The 16903-nt window shown below is 66.9% G+C and carries 18 protein-coding genes and 1 pseudogene; 8 read left to right on the top strand and 11 right to left on the bottom strand.

Going from position 1 to position 16903, the window contains the following annotated elements; translation table 11 throughout:
• The first annotated feature begins 5 nt into the window (after nt 1-5).
• Entirely contained in the window at nt 6-662 is a 657-nt protein-coding gene (purN, locus tag ABEA50_RS02635; protein WP_345493367.1) for a phosphoribosylglycinamide formyltransferase, read from the top strand.
• Complete coding sequence (purH, locus tag ABEA50_RS02630) at nt 659-2245, top strand: bifunctional phosphoribosylaminoimidazolecarboxamide formyltransferase/IMP cyclohydrolase (RefSeq protein WP_345493366.1); 1587 nt, start codon at nt 659-661, stop codon at nt 2243-2245. The genes purN and purH overlap by 4 nt, the downstream gene beginning before the upstream one ends.
• Before the next feature lie 406 nt (nt 2246-2651).
• On the opposite strand, the gene ABEA50_RS02625 is transcribed toward purH, so the two are convergent.
• The 5 genes from ABEA50_RS02625 to rpmB all read right to left on the bottom strand — a co-directional run bounded on the left by ABEA50_RS02625 (nt 2652) and on the right by rpmB (nt 4279).
• The gene (locus ABEA50_RS02625; RefSeq protein WP_345493365.1) at nt 2652-3113 is read right to left on the bottom strand and encodes a hypothetical protein; all 462 of its coding nucleotides are present in this window, start codon (nt 3111-3113) and stop codon (nt 2652-2654) included.
• 127 nt (nt 3114-3240) lie between these two features.
• Nucleotides 3241-3495 (bottom strand): 30S ribosomal protein S18, encoded by a 255-nt coding sequence (gene rpsR, locus ABEA50_RS02620; RefSeq protein ID WP_345493364.1) that lies wholly within the window; start codon nt 3493-3495, stop codon nt 3241-3243.
• A gap of 34 nt (nt 3496-3529) precedes the next feature.
• Nucleotides 3530-3835, bottom strand: a complete 306-nt coding sequence (gene rpsN, locus ABEA50_RS02615) for a 30S ribosomal protein S14 (RefSeq protein ID WP_345493363.1) — start codon at nt 3833-3835, stop codon at nt 3530-3532.
• A 9-nt stretch (nt 3836-3844) separates the two neighbouring features.
• Nucleotides 3845-4015: a 50S ribosomal protein L33 gene (gene rpmG, locus ABEA50_RS02610; protein WP_011211511.1), complete on the bottom strand. Its 171-nt coding sequence runs from the start codon at nt 4013-4015 to the stop codon at nt 3845-3847.
• A 27-nt stretch (nt 4016-4042) separates the two neighbouring features.
• Nucleotides 4043-4279, bottom strand: a complete 237-nt coding sequence (gene rpmB / locus ABEA50_RS02605) for a 50S ribosomal protein L28 (RefSeq protein WP_345493362.1) — start codon at nt 4277-4279, stop codon at nt 4043-4045.
• Between the two features lie 100 nt (nt 4280-4379).
• Here rpmB and mrf point away from each other — a divergent pair, with 100 nt between their 5' ends.
• The 3 genes from mrf to rpmF are packed head-to-tail and all read left to right on the top strand — an operon-like array spanning nt 4380 to nt 6158.
• Nucleotides 4380-5723: a ribosome hibernation factor-recruiting GTPase MRF gene (mrf, locus tag ABEA50_RS02600; protein WP_425577509.1), complete on the top strand. Its 1344-nt coding sequence runs from the start codon at nt 4380-4382 to the stop codon at nt 5721-5723.
• Nucleotides 5720-5983 carry a type B 50S ribosomal protein L31 gene (locus ABEA50_RS02595; RefSeq protein WP_345493360.1) on the top strand — a complete coding sequence of 88 codons (264 nt, stop codon included), beginning with the start codon at nt 5720-5722 and terminating at the stop codon, nt 5981-5983. The genes mrf and ABEA50_RS02595 overlap by 4 nt, the downstream gene beginning before the upstream one ends.
• A gap of 1 nt (nt 5984) precedes the next feature.
• A complete protein-coding gene (gene rpmF, locus ABEA50_RS02590) occupies nt 5985-6158 on the top strand; it encodes a 50S ribosomal protein L32 (RefSeq protein WP_345493359.1) in 174 nt (57 codons plus the stop codon).
• A 412-nt stretch (nt 6159-6570) separates the two neighbouring features.
• On the opposite strand, the gene ABEA50_RS02585 is transcribed toward rpmF, so the two are convergent.
• From ABEA50_RS02585 to ABEA50_RS02560, 6 genes and pseudogenes are all read right to left on the bottom strand, one after another.
• Nucleotides 6571-6969 (bottom strand): hypothetical protein, encoded by a 399-nt coding sequence (locus ABEA50_RS02585; protein WP_345493358.1) that lies wholly within the window; start codon nt 6967-6969, stop codon nt 6571-6573.
• A gap of 71 nt (nt 6970-7040) precedes the next feature.
• A complete protein-coding gene (locus ABEA50_RS02580; RefSeq protein ID WP_345493357.1) occupies nt 7041-7841 on the bottom strand; it encodes an MHYT domain-containing protein in 801 nt (266 codons plus the stop codon).
• Nucleotides 7842-8001: 160 nt separating this feature from the next.
• Nucleotides 8002-8562: pseudogene (locus ABEA50_RS02575) on the bottom strand (GTP-binding protein); the annotation flags it as partial.
• Between the two features lie 112 nt (nt 8563-8674).
• The gene (locus ABEA50_RS02570; protein ID WP_345493356.1) at nt 8675-9046 is read right to left on the bottom strand and encodes a DUF742 domain-containing protein; all 372 of its coding nucleotides are present in this window, start codon (nt 9044-9046) and stop codon (nt 8675-8677) included.
• Nucleotides 9047-9053: 7 nt separating this feature from the next.
• Nucleotides 9054-9461, bottom strand: coding sequence for a roadblock/LC7 domain-containing protein (locus ABEA50_RS02565; RefSeq protein ID WP_345493355.1), 408 nt, complete (start codon nt 9459-9461; stop codon nt 9054-9056).
• Nucleotides 9458-12355, bottom strand: coding sequence for an ATP-binding protein (locus ABEA50_RS02560; protein WP_345493354.1), 2898 nt, complete (start codon nt 12353-12355; stop codon nt 9458-9460). The genes ABEA50_RS02565 and ABEA50_RS02560 overlap by 4 nt, the downstream gene beginning before the upstream one ends.
• A gap of 360 nt (nt 12356-12715) precedes the next feature.
• On the opposite strand from ABEA50_RS02560, the gene ABEA50_RS02555 reads away from it, so the two are divergent.
• From ABEA50_RS02555 to ABEA50_RS02545, 3 genes are all read left to right on the top strand, one after another.
• Entirely contained in the window at nt 12716-13402 is a 687-nt protein-coding gene (locus tag ABEA50_RS02555) for a response regulator transcription factor (RefSeq protein ID WP_345493353.1), read from the top strand.
• A gap of 13 nt (nt 13403-13415) precedes the next feature.
• Complete coding sequence (locus ABEA50_RS02550; RefSeq protein WP_345493352.1) at nt 13416-14894, top strand: HAMP domain-containing sensor histidine kinase; 1479 nt, start codon at nt 13416-13418, stop codon at nt 14892-14894.
• 634 nt (nt 14895-15528) lie between these two features.
• Entirely contained in the window at nt 15529-16899 is a 1371-nt protein-coding gene (locus ABEA50_RS02545) for a S1C family serine protease (protein ID WP_345494622.1), read from the top strand.
• The last annotated feature ends 4 nt before the right edge of the window (nt 16900-16903 follow it).

The following is a 16903-nucleotide window of genomic DNA, read 5'->3' as shown; positions in this document are numbered from 1 at the left end:
CAGCGGTGAGTTCTGCGCACACCTCGTGGAAGCCCGCCGCAGACCCTGCGACCGTCGTGGTGCTGGCCTCGGGCGCCGGCTCTTTGCTGGATGCGCTCCTGGCCGCCAGCCGCGTCGAGGGCTTTCCGGCTCGCATCGTCGCGGTCGGTGTCGACCGTGCGTGCGGGGCCACCACGCACGCGGACGCTGCGGGTATCCCGCATTTCCGTCACCCCCTCGCCGACTTTCCCGATCGCGCCGCCTGGGATACCGCGCTCACCGCCTCGGTGGCCGAATACTCTCCGGACCTGGTGGTGTCGGCAGGCTTCATGAAGATCCTCGGCCCCGCGTTTCTCGCACGCTTCGGCGGCAGGATCATCAACACCCACCCCGCGTTGCTGCCCGCCTTCCCCGGTGCGCACGGGGTGCGTGACGCGCTCGCCTACGGGGTTCGGATTACCGGATCGACCGTGCACCTGGTCGACGACGGCGTCGACACCGGCCCGATCCTCGCGCAGGAGCCGGTCGCGATCCTCCCCGACGATGACGAGGCGTCGCTGCACGAGCGCATCAAGATTGTCGAACGACGGTTGCTGGCGGAGGTTGTCGCCGCCGTCGCGACGCGAGGCATTGTTTCCGACGGACGAAAGGCAGTTATCCCAGATGAGCGAGTTTCCTCGTGAGTGACCGCAAGCCGATCAGCAGGGCGCTGGTGAGCGTCTACGACAAGGCCGGTCTCGTCGAGTTGGCGACCGGCCTGCACGCCGCTGGCGTCGAGTTGGTCTCGACCGGGTCGACCGCGGCCAAGATCGCCGACGCCGGTGTTCCGGTGACCAAGGTCGAGGATCTCACGGGCTTCCCGGAAACCCTCGACGGTCGGGTGAAGACGCTGCACCCGAAGGTGCACGCCGGCATCCTCGCCGACACGCGCAAACAGCAGCATCTCGACCAACTCGAGCAGCTGGGCGTTGCGGCGTTCGAGCTGGTGGTGGTGAATCTGTACCCGTTCTCCGAGACCGTGGCCAATGGGGCCGCCCCGGATGAGTGTGTGGAGCAGATCGATATCGGCGGACCGTCGATGGTGCGTGCCGCCGCGAAGAACCACCCTTCGGTGGGTGTTGTGGTCGATACCGCAGACTACGACGAGGTGCTCACCGCTGTGAAATCCGGCGGATTCACCCTCGCGGAGCGAACCAAGCTCGCGGCCAAGGCGTTTCAGCACACTGCCAATTACGATGTGGCCGTTGCTGGTTGGCTGGCCGCGGTGCTCGTCCCTGGTATCGAGACGCAGGAAAGCGCCGAAGATCCTGCCGGGCAACACTTCCCGGACTGGGTTGGCGGAACATGGACGCGCGATGCGGTGCTGCGTTACGGCGAGAACCCGCACCAGGCGGCCGCGCTCTACACCGCCGATGACGGTGCCGTCGGCATCGCGCAGGCGCAGCAGTTGCACGGCAAGGAGATGTCGTACAACAACTACGTCGACGCCGATGCCGCGTGGCGCGCCGCGCACGATCACGAGGCGCCCACGGTGGCGATCATCAAGCACGCCAACCCCTGTGGCATCGCCTTCGGTGCCGATATCGCGCAAGCGCACCGCAAGGCGCACGCGTGCGATCCGGTGAGCGCATTCGGCGGCGTGATCGCGGCGAACCGTCCGATCACGGTGGAGATGGCACAGCAGGTCGCGGAGATCTTCACCGAGGTGATCGTCGCGCCGTCGTATGCCGATGGTGCGGTGGAGGTGTTGCAGCGCAAGAAGAATGTCCGCATCCTGATCGCCGAGCCGCCGCGCCGTGCCGGTGTCGAACTGCGACAGATCAGCGGTGGTGCCCTGGTGCAGCAGCGTGACATCCTCGACGCCGACGGCGACGACCCGGCCAATTGGACCTTGGCCGCGGGTGCGGCCGCGGACGCGCAGACCCTCGCGGATCTCCAATTCGCTTGGCGCGCTTGCCGTGCCGTGAAGTCCAATGCGATTTTGCTCGCGCACGACGGCGCTTCGGTCGGTGTCGGCATGGGGCAGGTGAACCGGGTCGACGCGGTGGGCCTCGCGGTACAGCGTGCCGGTGATCGCGCCAAGGGGTCGGTGGCCGCGTCGGACGCCTACTTCCCGTTCCCCGACGGCCCGCAGACGCTGATCACCGCCGGTGTGCGCGCGATCGTGCAGCCGGGTGGTTCGGTGCGCGATCAGGAGACCATCGATATCGCACGTGAAGCGGGAGTTACCTTGTACCTCACGGGTTCTCGCCACTTCGCGCACTAGATTCGGTGCGCTGGGCGCGGTCGCGCAACGGGCAGTGACTCCGCTCGCGGTAGCTCTGGGTTCAGTAGTTCAGTAGTCCAGTACACGAACGCCACGTCGAACCGAGTTCGGCGTGGCGTTCGTGTTCGGTAGTGCTGCGGGTTCGCGTGGCTGCTGGGGTCATGCGTGGTGGTTCGGCCTGGTGATGCGCAGCTCTGCACCTGTGCTCAGGCCCGCTGTGCTCAGGTGCGAGTTCTCGGGCCGCCGCTGTGTTCGGGTCGCGCGGTGTTCCTGGCCCTGTCGTTCCCGCCGCGGTGCTGCGCTCGAGCTGCGGTTGCTCCCTCGGATAGTCCGCACCGCGCACCTTCGCGGTCGCCGAGTCGCGGCGAGCGCGGCGCTTTTCCGGTGCCGGAATATCGCGCTGTGCTCAGGCCGCGCTGCGCACCTCGCGATCGCCGAGCGGCGACCGCAACGGCACCTCAACGGTGCCGAAGACCGCGATCATCGTGCACATTCGGCCCACCGCGTCGGCACGCGAACCGGAGCGCAGTTCGACGGTGACGGTGCTGTCGGTTTCCTCGGCGCTCACGTCGACGCCGTAGCACTCGGGGGACCCGGTTTCGAAATTCACCGCGATCCTGTCCTCGCCGACCTTCGTCCACGAGGTGAAGTGGATGGGATGCGCGCCGACGATGCTCGGGTCGGCGGTGAACTGTTGGCCGGTATTGCCTTTCGGGTCCTCGATCGGTGGGATCGGTGCCTGCGTGCTCGCGGTCGTCGTATTCTCTTGTGCCGCAGCGTCGTCGGAGTTTCCGCAACCTGCGGCGGCGAGACAAGCGAAGACAACGGCGAGTGCTGCGGCGGCGCGTGCGCCCGACATCCGATCCATGGCGCCACCTTAGCCGTTGTGCGCGTCGTCACCGGCTGTGGCGCATGACGGTTGCGCGGGCCTCGGGGCGACGAGAGATCCCCGGTGCGCTGGCACCGGGGATCGGGTCGGGATGGGTGAGGTCGACCTAGCGGCTGGTGAACGGCAGCAGGGCCATTTCGCGGGCGTTCTTCACCGCGATCGCCACCTGACGCTGTTGCTGTGGTGTGAGCCCGGTGACCCTGCGGCTGCGAATCTTTCCCCGGTCGGAGATGAACGTGCGCAGCAGGTTGACGTCTTTGTAGTCGACCGTCTCGATGCCCGCGGAGATCAGCGGATTCTTCTTGGGCTTGCGGGCCTGCTCGGCGCGAACCTTGTTCGACGGTGCTCGTTTGACTGCCATATGCGGTCCTTACTTCAACGAGATCTGTGGTTTTTTACCAGCTCGATTTGTGCACTCCGGGCAACTCACCCCGGTGGGCCATCTCGCGCACACGCACGCGGGAAAGTCCGAACTTTCTGAGGTGACCGCGCGGTCGTCCGTCTGCGGCGTCCCGATTGCGCAATCGTACCGGACTGGCGTTTCGCGGCAGGCGCTGTAAGGCGAGCTGGGCGGCGGCCCGGTCGTCGTCGGAGGCGGTGGGTTTGCGGATCAGCTCTTTGAGCTCGGCCCTGCGCGCGCTGTAGCGCTCGACGACCTCTTTGCGCTGTTCGTTGCGCGCGATCTTGGATTTCTTCGCCATTGCCTCAGATCACCGTTCCTCGCGGAAGTCGACGTGCTTGCGCACGACGGGGTCGTATTTGCGCAGCACCATCCGGTCCGGGTCGTTGCGGCGGTTCTTGCGGGTGACGTAGGTGTATCCGGTGCCCGCGGTGGACTTCAGTTTCACGATCGGCCGCAGTTCGGTCGATTTGGATGCCATGGTTCGGTACTCCTTCGGTGCCCGGCGTCAGATCTTGTCGCCGCGGGCGCGGATGCGGGCCACGACAGCCTCGATTCCGTCGCGGTCGATGGTCTTGATGCCCTTGGTGGACACGGTGAGCGTGATCCGGCGGTCTTCGCTGGGCAGGTAGTAGGTCTTGCGCTGGATATTGGGGTTCCAGCGCCGGTTGGTGCGCTTGTGTGAGTGCGACACGGACTTGCCGAATCCGGGTTTGCGCCCGGTGACCTGGCAGTGGGCCGACATGCCGACTCCTTCCGGTAGATGACAACGATTTTCGACAACGGCTATTCCGCAATGTACCGTTGCGAAGCAGCAAATGAAAATCGTTATCGAAAGGGGTGTCGTGTCCGATCCCGCCCTGCTATCGCACGGGGAACCGCACGACCGGAGAACGCCCGTCGTGGTGCTCGCCGGTTTCGCCGGACTCGCCGAGGACGGCGTGGATCGCGCGGCCGAGGCGCTGCGCGAGGCGCCGGGAACCGTCGTCGTCCGCCATGATCTGAGCCAGCTGTCCGAGGGCATCGTCCACCGAACGACCAGTACCGCGACCAACGAGAACTCCGCGGTGCTCGAACTGGCGCACGGTTGCGTCTCGTGCACGCTGCGGATGGATCTGCTTCCGCTGCTGTGCACGCTCGCGGCCCGCGAATCCGTCGACCGGATCGTGCTCGCGCTCGATCCGGCGTTCGAGGCGGAGGCGGTGTGTCATGCGATCGAGCACGTCGTCGTCGCGGGTGTCGTCGGTCGCCTCGACGGGCCCGCCCGCCGTGACGTACGCGTGCATGCCGTGCTCACCAGCCTCGACGCCGCCGAATGGCTCACCGACGCCACCGGCGAGGAAACGCTCGCCGAGCGCGGCCTCGTGCACGCCGAGGACGACCGGACCGTGGCGCAACTCGCGGTGGGGCAGGTCGAATTCGCCGATGCCGTGCTCGCGCTCGGCGCGGCGGGTGACGGCGTCGCCGATCGGGGCCGGCTCGGTGCGGTGTTGGCCAGGCTCACTCCCGACGCGCCCGTCGCGTGGGTGGAGCAGCCGGGCGCGCTCGGTGCCGGAGAAGTAGAGGCGCTGCTCGCGCGTATCCCCGCGCACGCGCGCCGGGGGAGAGTGTTCGACGCACACTCGCCGCTGCTGCGCGGACAGCCCCCGCTGACCAGCGACTTCGGTGTTGTGCTCATGGAATTCGCCGCGGGAAGGCCGTTTCATCCCGAACGATTGCACGAGGCGTTGGACGTTTTGCTCGACGGTGTGGTCACCGCGCGCGGTCGCGTCTGGTTGGCTACGCAACCGGACGAGGTCGTCTGGCTGGAGTCCGCCGGTGGCGGTTTGCGCGTCGGCAGCGCTGGTCGCTGGCTGGCGCAGATGACCGAAGCCGAACTGGCGCTCCAGGATCAGGACCGGGTGGCGCTGGCCGGGTTGCGCTGGGACGAGCGCTTCGGTGACCGCGATATCTCCCTGGTCATCCTCGTCCATGACGGCGACCCCGCCGAGATTCGCGAAGCGCTGCACTGGGCGCTGGTCGAAGACGACGAACTGCGCATGGTCGAGCGGCAACCGGAGTTGGTCGCGCGCTGGAACGACCCGTTCGGTGAGTGGCACGAGGACCCGTGCGCCGATTCCGGCGATTCCGAACATCCCGTCGAGGACGCGGCGGGTGCGCCGAACAACCCAGGAGGAGAAGCGAAATGAAGGCAGGTATCCATCCCGACTACCACCCGGTGGTGTTCGAGGATTCGAGTACGGGCAGGCGGTTTCTCACCCGCTCGACCGCGACGGGCACACGCACGGTCGAGTGGGAGGACGGCAACACCTACCCGTTGCTCGTGGTCGACGTGACCTCCGACTCGCATCCGTTCTGGACCGGCGCGCAGCGCATCCTGGACACCCAGGGTCGGGTGGAGAAGTTCCAGCGTAAGTACGGCACCCGGGTGCCACGAGGGAAGGCCTGACATGGCGGTGCCCAAGCGGAGGATGTCGCGGTCCAACACGCGCAGTCGGCGTGCGCAGTGGAAGGCGACCGCGCCCGACCTGGTGTCGGTGACGGTGTCGGGAGTGACCTATCGGGTGCCGCGCAGGCTGGTAGCCGCGGTGCGGCGCGGGTTGGTCGATGTGAACAAGCTCTGACCGAAGGTCTTTTGGTGCGCGGTGCGTAGGTGGGCGGGTGGTTCATCGCCGCACCGCGCACGCGCTTTTGCGCGCCGTCGCGGTGTGGGCCCGCGCAGATAGTTGATATGTTCTGGGCGCGCGAGTGCATGCCGGCTGTGGTTACCAGTTGGCAATCATAAATTGTTGGTAATCATGGTAATTTCAGATCATTACGGATTGCGAACCGGTAGCTGACCGGCGAATTGCGTACTGCAAGTTGGTTTTTGGGGTGCGTAAAAGTCCTTGTGAATTGATGAATTCACCCTCACAGGCCGGTACCCTCATTCGAGAGGGCGGGTTCTTCCGGTTCCTGGGAGAACCCGCTCATCGCCAAGATCATTCGCCCCCGTGGTGCGGAAACCATGCCACCGGTTGCGGCGAGAGCGGCGAATCAGTTTCGGTCTTTCTCCGAACCTTCCGGCAGCAATGCCGTCAGCACCGCTTCTACGCGGCTCACCTGCTGTGCGACCAGCTCCGCTACGCCTTCGATGCCCTCGACGAGCAGACTGAACGGCCACGGCAGGTGTGGCTGGTGGCGCACCTGCGCAACCAGATCGGCCGTCGTCGCCTCCAACTCGCTGATCTCCGTGCGCAATTCACCCACCTGCGCACGCAACGACGTCGACTCGTCGGCCAACTCGCCGATCTTGGCCAACGCGGCCGACAAACCCTCTACCAGCCCACGGGCCTGGCCCTCGGTGTCGGCGCCGAGCTCCGGCCAACCGGACAAGCCTGGGCCGCGCAACTGAACCTGGATGTCGCGCAGCACGGCCTCTTGTTCCGGCGTCACGCCGAATCCTCCTAACGCTGGCGGTGCGGGTATCGGTGAGATCCGCACCGGCCCCACCGGATTCGAAACGGTCAGAGCGCGGGTTCCATCTTGGTGGCGCGGGTGCCCTCCAACGCGGCGATCTCGCGGCGATCCGGCGCGATCAAGACCGCCGAGATCGGCACGGCGAGGGCCATCGAGCCCAGCACGAAAGTCGGGAAGACGAAGTCGAACAACTCGATCCCCGTCGGTGCCTTCGCGGCACGATCGACGTCGAACTGCAAGCCCGCCAACGCGGTATAGAACGTCGCGGCAACGCCGAGTCCGAACAACACCACCGTGATCGCGCGCGCGAGAACCGAACGCTGCGTATGGAACGACCACAGCGTCGCGACCGCCGTGACCACCCCGATCACCGTCGCGGCGATCGCCAGCCACACCGAAACCCGCACGGCGCCCTGCACATGCACCGCCTCGACCCCGAGAAAATGGGTCAACCCGATGCCCAAACCCATCACCAGGCCGCCGGCCAGCAGAAACGGCGGCCGGAACGTGCGACCGACGAGCAGCAGCGCCGCGAAGGTCACCAACGGCGAAGCCAGCATCGCCAACACCAGATTCAGCGGCGCGTAGCGCACCGGGCTGCCGGGGATCGCCAGTCCGAGCATGGCCAACGAGGTCGACAACCAGATGCCGATCCCACCGATCGACACCGCGGCCGAGGCCAACCAGATCAGTCGAAAACGTGCCGAACGTCCGGCATGCACGAGGCACGCCAAACCCACCACGGCGCCGAGGATCGAGATGCCCACCGACAATCCGATCACCCAGTACCCCATGGCGAACTGATCCACCGACGTCTGCCCGGCGGCCGAGAGTTCGTACTCACGCATGCTGCGGGGATTCCTCGAGTTTCGACGCCTCCGACGACGCCTCCGACGACGCCTCCGACGACGCCTCCGACGACGCCTCCGACGACGCCTGCGCGGAATCCGAATCCGTCGACTCCGTCTCCTGCGCTCCCGATTCCTGTGCGGTCGCCGCGGGCGATTGCGCCGCCTTCAACTGCGCGATCGCGTACTCGGTGACGGCGGCGAGGGCCTGGCGGACCTCCTGCGCGCTGCGCGCGTCGATATCGACGATCGGCACCCCCTCGCGCACCGAAAGCGCCTCGCGCAGTTCGGCGATGGGGAAGCGCGGTGCGTTGGGGAAACGGTTCACCGCGATCAGGAACGGCAGGTTGCGTGCCTCGAAGAAGTCCACCGCGGCGAAGCTGTCTTCCAGCCGTCGGGTATCGATGAGCACCACCGCGCCGATCGCGCCGCGGATCAGGTCGTCCCACATGAACCAGAAACGTCGCTGACCAGGTGTGCCGAACAGATACAGCACCAGGTTGCCCGGCAGGATGATCCTGCCGAAATCCATCGCTACGGTGGTGGTTTCCTTCTCCGGGGTGTCGGCGAGATCGTCGATACCGTCGGAGAAGCGGGTCACCATCGCCTCGGTGCGCAGCGGGACGATCTCCGAGACCGCGCCGACGAACGTGGTTTTGCCGGCGCCGAAACCACCCGCCACGACGATCTTGGTCGAGGCGACGCGATTCGGGTCCGCCACGGGCGCCGTCGGATCCGCGCTCGGCGGCGCGGGGTCGGGGTTACCGCCCGCCGCGACCTCCACCGGGGGAGCCGGGGTGGTGCCCGGCGCCGTCCCTTGTGGCGCCGGATTCCTATAGTGCTCGGAGTCCACGCAATGTCCTCTCCATCAGGGAACGGCGTTCATCGAAGCTCGCCTCTTCGGTCAAAGTCGAATGCACACGCATGCTGCCATCGACAACGAGATCGCCGATCACCACCCGGATCAGGCCCAACGGACGATCCAAGTGCGCGGCGATCTCGGCGACCGAAAGACGGTGCGTGCCGATACGCAGGATTTCGATACGGATATCGCCGGACGGCCAGTCGAGATGTGAAGTGTACGACAATGTTTCGACGACCGCCTCCAGTGGCAGGTCGATCGCGGGAACCGTGCGCCCAGAGGTCAGGGCGTAGGGGCGCACGCGGGTCGCCGGCCGCGGTCCTGGTCCGTAGGGGTTGGACATCGCACGCTCAAACAGCGGAACGTGCGGTCGCGCTGACCGCCGTGCCGACCCGGTCGACCAGTAGTGCCATCTCGTAGCCGATCCTGCCGATATCGTGCGACTTGTTGGCCAGCACCGCTAGGTGTGAACCATTACCGACGCTCATCACCAGCAGATAGCCGCGCTGCATCTCCACGATCGACTGCATCACCTTGCCGCCGTCGAACAGCTGCGCCGCGCCCATCGACAGGCTGGCCAGGCCCGCGGTGACGGCCGCCAGCTGCTCGGCCCGATCGGCGGGCAGGTGCGGACTCGTGGCCTGTAACAGGCCATCCGCCGACACCAACACCGCATGCGAAACGCCTGGCACATCCCTGGTGAAGCGGGCCACCAGCCAGTTCAGATTCTCGTCGGTCGTGTTGTCTTCGTTGGTCATCCAAGCCCTCCGTCGTTGTACTGCGCATTGGCCCGACCGCTACGGACCCCACTCAGATGCCTGGTCAGATTGCTGCGGATCTGGTCCGGGTCCCGTGGCTCCGATTCCTCCGCCTGTGCCAGGCCACCCGGCACCAGTTGCGCGCCCGGCCTGCGAATGGGCAGGCCACCGGAGGTAGTGGAACTGGTGGTCGGATGGCTGGCATCCTCGGCGGCCAGCCAGCCCTCGTCGGCGGCGGGTGAGCTCCACGCGCTGTCCGACGCGTTCTCGGTCGAGGGCTCGACCAGCCATTCCGACACCATGCGTTGGTAGATAGGGGTGGGGATTTCACCCGCGACCGGCTGTGGTCGGGGTGCGGTGGTCGTGGTGGGTTCTGCTGTTGTGTCCTGCGCCGTCTGCTCGGCCGGGTCCGATCGTGTCGTCTCGGTCGGCGGCGCCGAGGCAGCCGGTCGCCGGATAGGCAGGCCGGAGCCCGTTGTCCGTGGTGGTGTGGCCTCGTTCGGTGCTGCCGATGATCCCTCATGGGTGCCCGGAATGGGGTGGTTATCCCGGATATCTCGGCGATCTTCGGTCGTCCCGGTGGTTTTCGCGTCGGCGGTGCTCGCGGTCGAGGGTGCCGCGGCGCTCGATGCGACCGCGGCGTCGTCCTCGATCTCGGCGAACATGTCGGTGCGCGGTGTGGCGTTCGCGCCGGACCTGTTGTCGGACGTTTTGTCGGACGTTTTGTCGGACACTGCCTTCCGATAGACGTCGGTGACCTGCGCCGCGCTCGGTGCGGGCCACGGCTGGGTGTGTGGTCCGTTCGGGTCGGCGGTCTCGGCGGGATCGGCGATCCGGATGGTCGGCCTGCGTTGCGGCAGACCCGAACTCGTCACCCCGAGCTCGCTGCTTTCGCGCTGCGTCGGCCCCGACGCCGGTTCGCGCTGCGGCAGATTCGGTACCGGAACCAGCGTGCGCGTCGCGGTGGAATCGGCGGGCAGCGCGGCGGAATCGCCCCACGCGCCCGTGTCGAGGCGGCGACCGTCGGGGTCGGTGAACTCGGTCGGCGGTGTGACCAGGTGGCTCGGCAGCTGCACGGTCGCGGTGATGCCCGGCTGCTGCGACATCGAGGTCGTCCTGCGCAGACTGACGGTCACGGCGTGCCGCTTGGCGAGTCGACCCACCACGAACAAGCCCATCCTGCGGGCGGTTTCGATCGTGACCTCACCGCCGGAGGCGAGCCGCTCGTTGGTGGTCTGCAAATCCTCCGCCGACATCCCGAGCCCACGGTCGGTGACCTCGATCAGATAGCTGCGGTCGGCCGCGCGAGCCACCGTCACCGCGACCGGTGTGGTCGGCGGCGAATAGCGCAGCGCGTTGTCGATCAACTCGGCGAGCAGATGCTCGATGTCCACGGCGGGCTCGCCGGCGACGACACCCTCGGGCACCGTGCCGATCTCGACCCGCTGATAGTCCTCGACCTGGGAAACCGCACTCCACAACATGTCCGAGAGACCGACGGGGTGCAGCATGCCCCTGCGTAACGCGGTGCCGGCGAGCACGAGCAGATTGTCGCCGTTGCGGCGCATCCTGGTGGCCAGGTGGTCGAGCCGGAACAGGCTCTGCAACCGCTCGGTGTTGTCCTCGTCGTGCTCGAGATCCTCGATCAAGGTCAGCTGCTGCTCGACCAGCGACTGGCTTCGGCGCGAGAGGGTTTCGAACATGTTCCCGATCTGCAAGCGCAATCGCGCCTGATCGGCGGCGAGATTCAGGGCCTGCTCGTGGATTTCGTCGACGGCACGGGCCAGCTGACCGATCTCGTCGGTGGTGTGCACCGCGACCGGTGTGATCTCCGGGGTGACCCCGCCCGCGCGCACGACCGCGAGTTCGTCGGGCAACTTCACGTGCGCGACTTCCAGTGCGTCGCGGCGCAACCGGCGCACCGGGACGACGAGGGTACGCGCCACCGACAGCGCGAGCACGAGCCCGGCGAGCAGGATGGACACCACGATCGTGGTCTCGCGCAACGCACTGATCTGTGCCGCCCTGGTACGCGCCGCCAGCGCCGCGTCGATGGTGTCGATCAGCTCGGCCGTGGTCTTGTCGAAGGTATCGGCGCTGACCTGCAACGAATCCAGCACCGCCGGATTGTTGGCCGGGTCGGCGGAATTCTGGCTGAAGGTGCCGAGCCTGGTCTGCACCGCGTCGAGCAGCGGGCGCATATTGGCCGCGTTGTCCGGGAGGATCTGGGCGTACTGATAAACCATGGTGACTTCGGCGCCCGCCGCGATCAGCACCCTGGGCCGCATGCTCGGATTGCGGCCCGCGTCGGGAGCGCCGACCAGCATGCGCTGCTGAGTGAGCAGCCTGCGCGCGGTCTGTACGGTGGCCAACTGGAGGAAGTAGCGCTGAATCACCAGGTCATCGACCGAGGGGGCCAATGCGAGCGCGTTGCCGATGCGGACCATGATCTCGTCGGCCTGCTCGCCGACCATCGCGGGCGAACCGTTACGCAAGCTGTTGCGCATCGTGGTGCCGGTGGCGAGGGCCGAGGCGAGTTCGGTGGTGACCCGCTCATCGACATCGGCGTCACGCATTCCGGTTTCCAGGTCGGCGAGTGCCTGATCGAATTTGGTGAGCGCGGCGTCGGTCTGCGGGTCGGCGGTATTTCCCCATGCCGCCGTCGCGGTGACTCCGAGTTGTTCGGTGGCGGAACCGAATTTGACGATGGGTCGAATGATGATCGCTTGTTCGGTGGCCGCGTCGAGTTGCGTCATGGTTCGGAGTTCGTTACTGATGCGAAGGACCGCGAAGACCATGGCCAAAATGACCGGCAGCACGAGAACGATGCCGACCTTGCGGGTCACCGACCAGTTGGACAGGCTGAATTGCCAAGCCCGCGGTACAGCTTCCATCCGCTTCTGTAGCCTCCGCTTCGCCAGTGTGACCCCGGGTTGCACGTGGCCGTTCCCGTGTTGATCGAACCTGCCGAGAACCAACAAGAGGTCTTCTTTTTACCGCAGCGAACTTACCGCGCGGCGTGATCAACGGCAATCCGGGGCTTCGAGGGTGATGTTCCCGGAAAATGGCTACTCGGAACGGGTTTCAGCACCTCGAGGTTTCCGACGTAGCCCGGCTCCTGGTGTGCGCATGACGCCGCTGGTCACCAGTGATAGCTGAGGGGGTGCTGTGTCGCAATACCTGGTCCAGCGTCGCGCGGCGTGTCGGGGGTGGCCTCTCAGTCGACTCTCAGTCGATGCGGTCAAACTGGTGGCATGCGCATTCTGGTAGTCGACGACGATCGCGCCGTTCGTGAATCGCTGCGTCGATCGCTCACCTTCAACGGCTACACCGTCGACCTCGCGGTGGACGGTGTCGACGCGTTGGACAAGGCGACCAGCCAGCGGCCCGACGCGTTGGTGCTGGATGTGATGATGCCGAGGATGGACGGGCTGGAGGTTTGCCGACGTCTGCGCAGTACTGGTGACGACCTGCCCATACTCGTGCTGACCGCGCGTGATTCGGTGTCGGAGCGAGTAGCCGGTCTCGATGCCGGCGCCGACGACTATTTGCCGAAGCCCTTCGCGTTGGAGGAATTACTCGCGCGTTTGCGCGCATTGTTGCGGCGCACCACCGTTGATCCCGACGAGATCTCGGAGGCGATGAACTTCGCCGATCTTTCCTTGGATCCGGTCACCCGTGAGGTTTCGCGCGGCGAGCGCGGGATCAGCCTCACCCGTACCGAGTTCTCACTGTTGGAAATGTTGATGGCGAATCCGCGCCGCGTGCTCACCAGGAGTCGAATCCTCGAAGAGGTATGGGGCTACGATTTTCCGACCTCGGGCAACGCGCTGGAGGTCTACATCGGATACCTGCGCCGAAAGACCGAGGCCGAAGGTGAGACACGTTTGATTCACACGGTCCGCGGCGTCGGCTACGTGCTTCGTGAAACGCCGCCGTAGGCAGATGGCGATGATGTCGAGAAACTCGAAGCGCCCCGAGGTCGCGCCGCTACGACCTCGACAGCTTGCCCCGGCCGATATGCGTCCGCCGTCGCCGCTGACTCGCTCGGTGTCGTTGCGCTGGCGGGTGACGCTGCTGGCCGCGTCGGTCGTGGCGATCGCCGTCGCTGTCACCTCCATTGCCGCGTACGCCCTGGTGGCGCGGGCGTTGTACGCGGATGTCGACCAGCAGTTGCGTGAGCGTGCCGACGCGGTGATCGCGAGCAACGCCTACGGATTCAATCCGATGAACCTGATGGTGGCCGCCTCCTTCTATACCGATTCGGGAATCGCACTGATTTTCCCTTCCGACGATCGGCCGTATTCGCCGCCGCAGCAGACCATCCCGCCGACCGGCGCGCAGGAATTCGCCGTCGCGCGTGGTGAACAGCCGTCTTCGCTGCGCACCGTGGCGAATCAACGGATGCTCGCGGTCAATACGAACTCGGGTGTCACGGTGGTGATCTCGCAGCGGCTGGAGCCGACGCGGGAGGTGCTCGACCGGTTGTCCTGGCTGCTGTTCGTCGTCGGTGGATGCGGCGTCATCACCGCGGCGGCCACCGGAACCGCCGTCGGCCGCACCGGTTTGCGGCCGGTCGTGCGGTTGACCGCCGCCACCGAACGCATCGCGCGAACCGATGTGCTGACCCCGATCCCGGTCACCGGTGACGACGAACTGGCGCGGCTCACCGAGAGTTTCAACTCGATGCTGCGTGCCCTCGCGGAATCCCGCGATCGGCAGCGGCGCCTCGTCGCGGACGCCGGGCACGAATTGCGCACGCCGCTCACCTCGTTGCGCACCAATATGGAATTGCTGATCGCCTCCAGTCGTCCCGGTGCGCCGAGCCTGCCCGACTCCGACATGGCCGAACTGCGCGCGGATGTGATGGCGCAGATCGAGGAGCTCTCCACGCTGGTCGGCGACCTCGTCGACCTGGCGCGCGAGGACGCCCCCGACACCGTGTACGAGCCGGTCGATCTCGGCGAGGTCGCCGAGCGTGCGCTGGAACGGGCTCGACGGCGCCGCACCGGCATCGAGTTCGTCGCCGAATTGCGGCCGTGGTTCGTTTACGGCCACGAGGCCGGGCTGGAACGCGCGGTGCTGAACGTGCTCGACAATGCGGCGAAATGGAGTCCCACCGGTGCGACGGTGCACGCCGCGATGCGCGAGACCGGCCCGGGACTACTGGAGCTCGTGGTCGACGACGCCGGGCCGGGCATCTCGGTCTCCGAACGTGAGTTGGTGTTCGAGCGGTTCTATCGCACCACGGCCTCGCGGTCGATGCCCGGTTCCGGTCTCGGGCTCGCCATCGTCAAGCAGGTGGTGACCAAGCACGGCGGCACGATCGGCATCGACACCTCCGAACGCGGTGGCGCGCTGGTGCGTATCGTTTTGCCCGGCACGCCGACGTTGCTGCCCGATTCCCCTTCGGACGACCTCGGCTCGGAGTGATCCGCACCGCGGCGCCGTCGTGCACTCGCCAACTCCGGGACGCGGTGGGCGCCGCTGCGTATCGTGAGGGAGGGGAACGTGGTCGTTTCGCAGCTCACCGGGAACTGAAAGCAGGGTCTCAGTCCGCTCTCAGTCGTCATCGTCAGGCTTGTCGCAGACGTGACGGAGAAACGAGGAGTCCATGACCGAGGATTCGAAGGACCGGCGGGAGGACGCGCAGGCTGCGGGAAACGAACCGGAGCGCGCGTCGACCGAGCAGCCGAGCGAGACCACGTTCGGCCGACCGGTATCCGGTGCCCCCGCACCCGGCGCACCGGCGCAGGGCGATTCGGCGCCGTCCCACCAGGCGAGCGCACCGTTCGGCGGGACGCAGCACACTCCGCAGGGCGGCTTCCAGCGGCAGCCGGGGCCGCAACCAGCAGGTCAGCAGGGCGGACCGGCTTCGGCGCGGCCGGAGGGCCACCAGGGTGGGCCGCATGCGGCGCGGCCGGAAGGTCGGCAGGTCGGATCGCATTCGGCGCCGCCGGAGGGCCAGCAAACCGGGTCGCATCCAACGCAACCGGTAGGTCCGCAGAACGAACCGCATCCACCAGGCGGTTACCAGCCGCAGGGTGGGCCGCATTCGGCGCAGCCGATGCAGCAGCAGCCGGGGCCGTATTCGGCGCAGCATGCCACGGAGGGCGGTTACCAGCCGCCGCGAATGGGTCAGCAGACCGGCCCGCATTCGACACAGTCGATCGAGCAGCCGGGGGCGCAGTACGGTCAGCCGTTTCCCGGGCAGGAGTACGGCACCGAATTCGCGGCGCAGTCCTATCAGCAGCAACCACCGCGAGGCGGCGCGCCGACCGGACCATACGGCGCGCAGCCGGCACCGCAGCGTCGGCCGGTGCGTACCGGGCTCATCGCGGGCGCGGTAGCCCTTGCCCTGGTCAGCGGAGGTATCGGCGGCGCGGTCGGTGCCGTCGCCACCCGCGACGGTGCCGGCGCTCCTGTGAGCAATGCCCTGGACGCGCCGAAGCCGAGCGTCAGCAATGTCGCGAACGCGCCGGCGGGGTCCACGCAAGCGGTGGCGCAGAAGGTCTTGCCGAGCGTGGTGATGATCAAGGTCGCGAGCAGAACCGCCGAGGGCGAGGGTTCCGGCGTCGTTCTCTCCTCCGACGGCCTCATTCTCACCAACAACCATGTCGCGGCGGGCGGCGGCGCCAACACCAAGATGGAGGTGTCGTTCTCGGACGGAACCACCACACCCGCCACGGTGGTCGGTGCCGATCCGGTGTCGGATCTCGCGGTCATCAAGGCGACGGGTAAGACAAACCTCACGCCGATCGAATTGGGGAGCTCCGGCGACCTCCAGGTGGGGCAACCGGTGATCGCGATCGGTTCGCCACTCGGCCTCGCTGGCACGGTCACCACCGGCATCGTCTCGGCCTTGAATCGTCCGGTCTCCACCGTCGGCGAGGGGCCGCAGAGCCAGGCGGGCACGCAACCGGTGATCGACGCCGTGCAGACCGATGCCGCGATCAATCCGGGTAACTCCGGCGGCGCGCTCGTCGACGGCTCGGGCAAGCTGATCGGCATCAACACCGCGATCGCGAGCCTCGGCGCCGACCAGATGGGCGGTGGTCAGCAGAGCGGCTCGATCGGTCTCGGCTTCGCGATCCCGGTCGACCAGGCACGCAGGGTCGCCGATGAACTGGTGCGGACCGGGCACGCGACCTACGCCCAGATCGGGATCAAGATCCCCGCGCAACAGGACACGGTCTCCGGCGCGCGGGTGATGGAAGCGACCCCCGACGGCCCTGCCGCCAAGGCGGGCATCCCGACCGGCGCGGTCGTAACCAAATTGGATGATCGACCGATCGATTCCGGGGACGCGCTTGTCGCCGCGGTCCGCTCACATCAACCGGGAGACAAGGTGAAGATCACCTACACAGACGATCAGGGCAGCAATCCACAGACCGCCGAGGTGACCCTTTCGGCCGCACCCCAGGACGGTGAAAGATGATGCG

The sequence above is a fragment of the Nocardia callitridis genome (genome assembly GCF_039543305.1).
In the GTDB taxonomy this organism is placed as follows: Bacteria; Actinomycetota; Actinomycetes; order Mycobacteriales; family Mycobacteriaceae; genus Nocardia; species Nocardia callitridis.
This window is presented reverse-complemented; position numbering and strand designations above follow the sequence as displayed.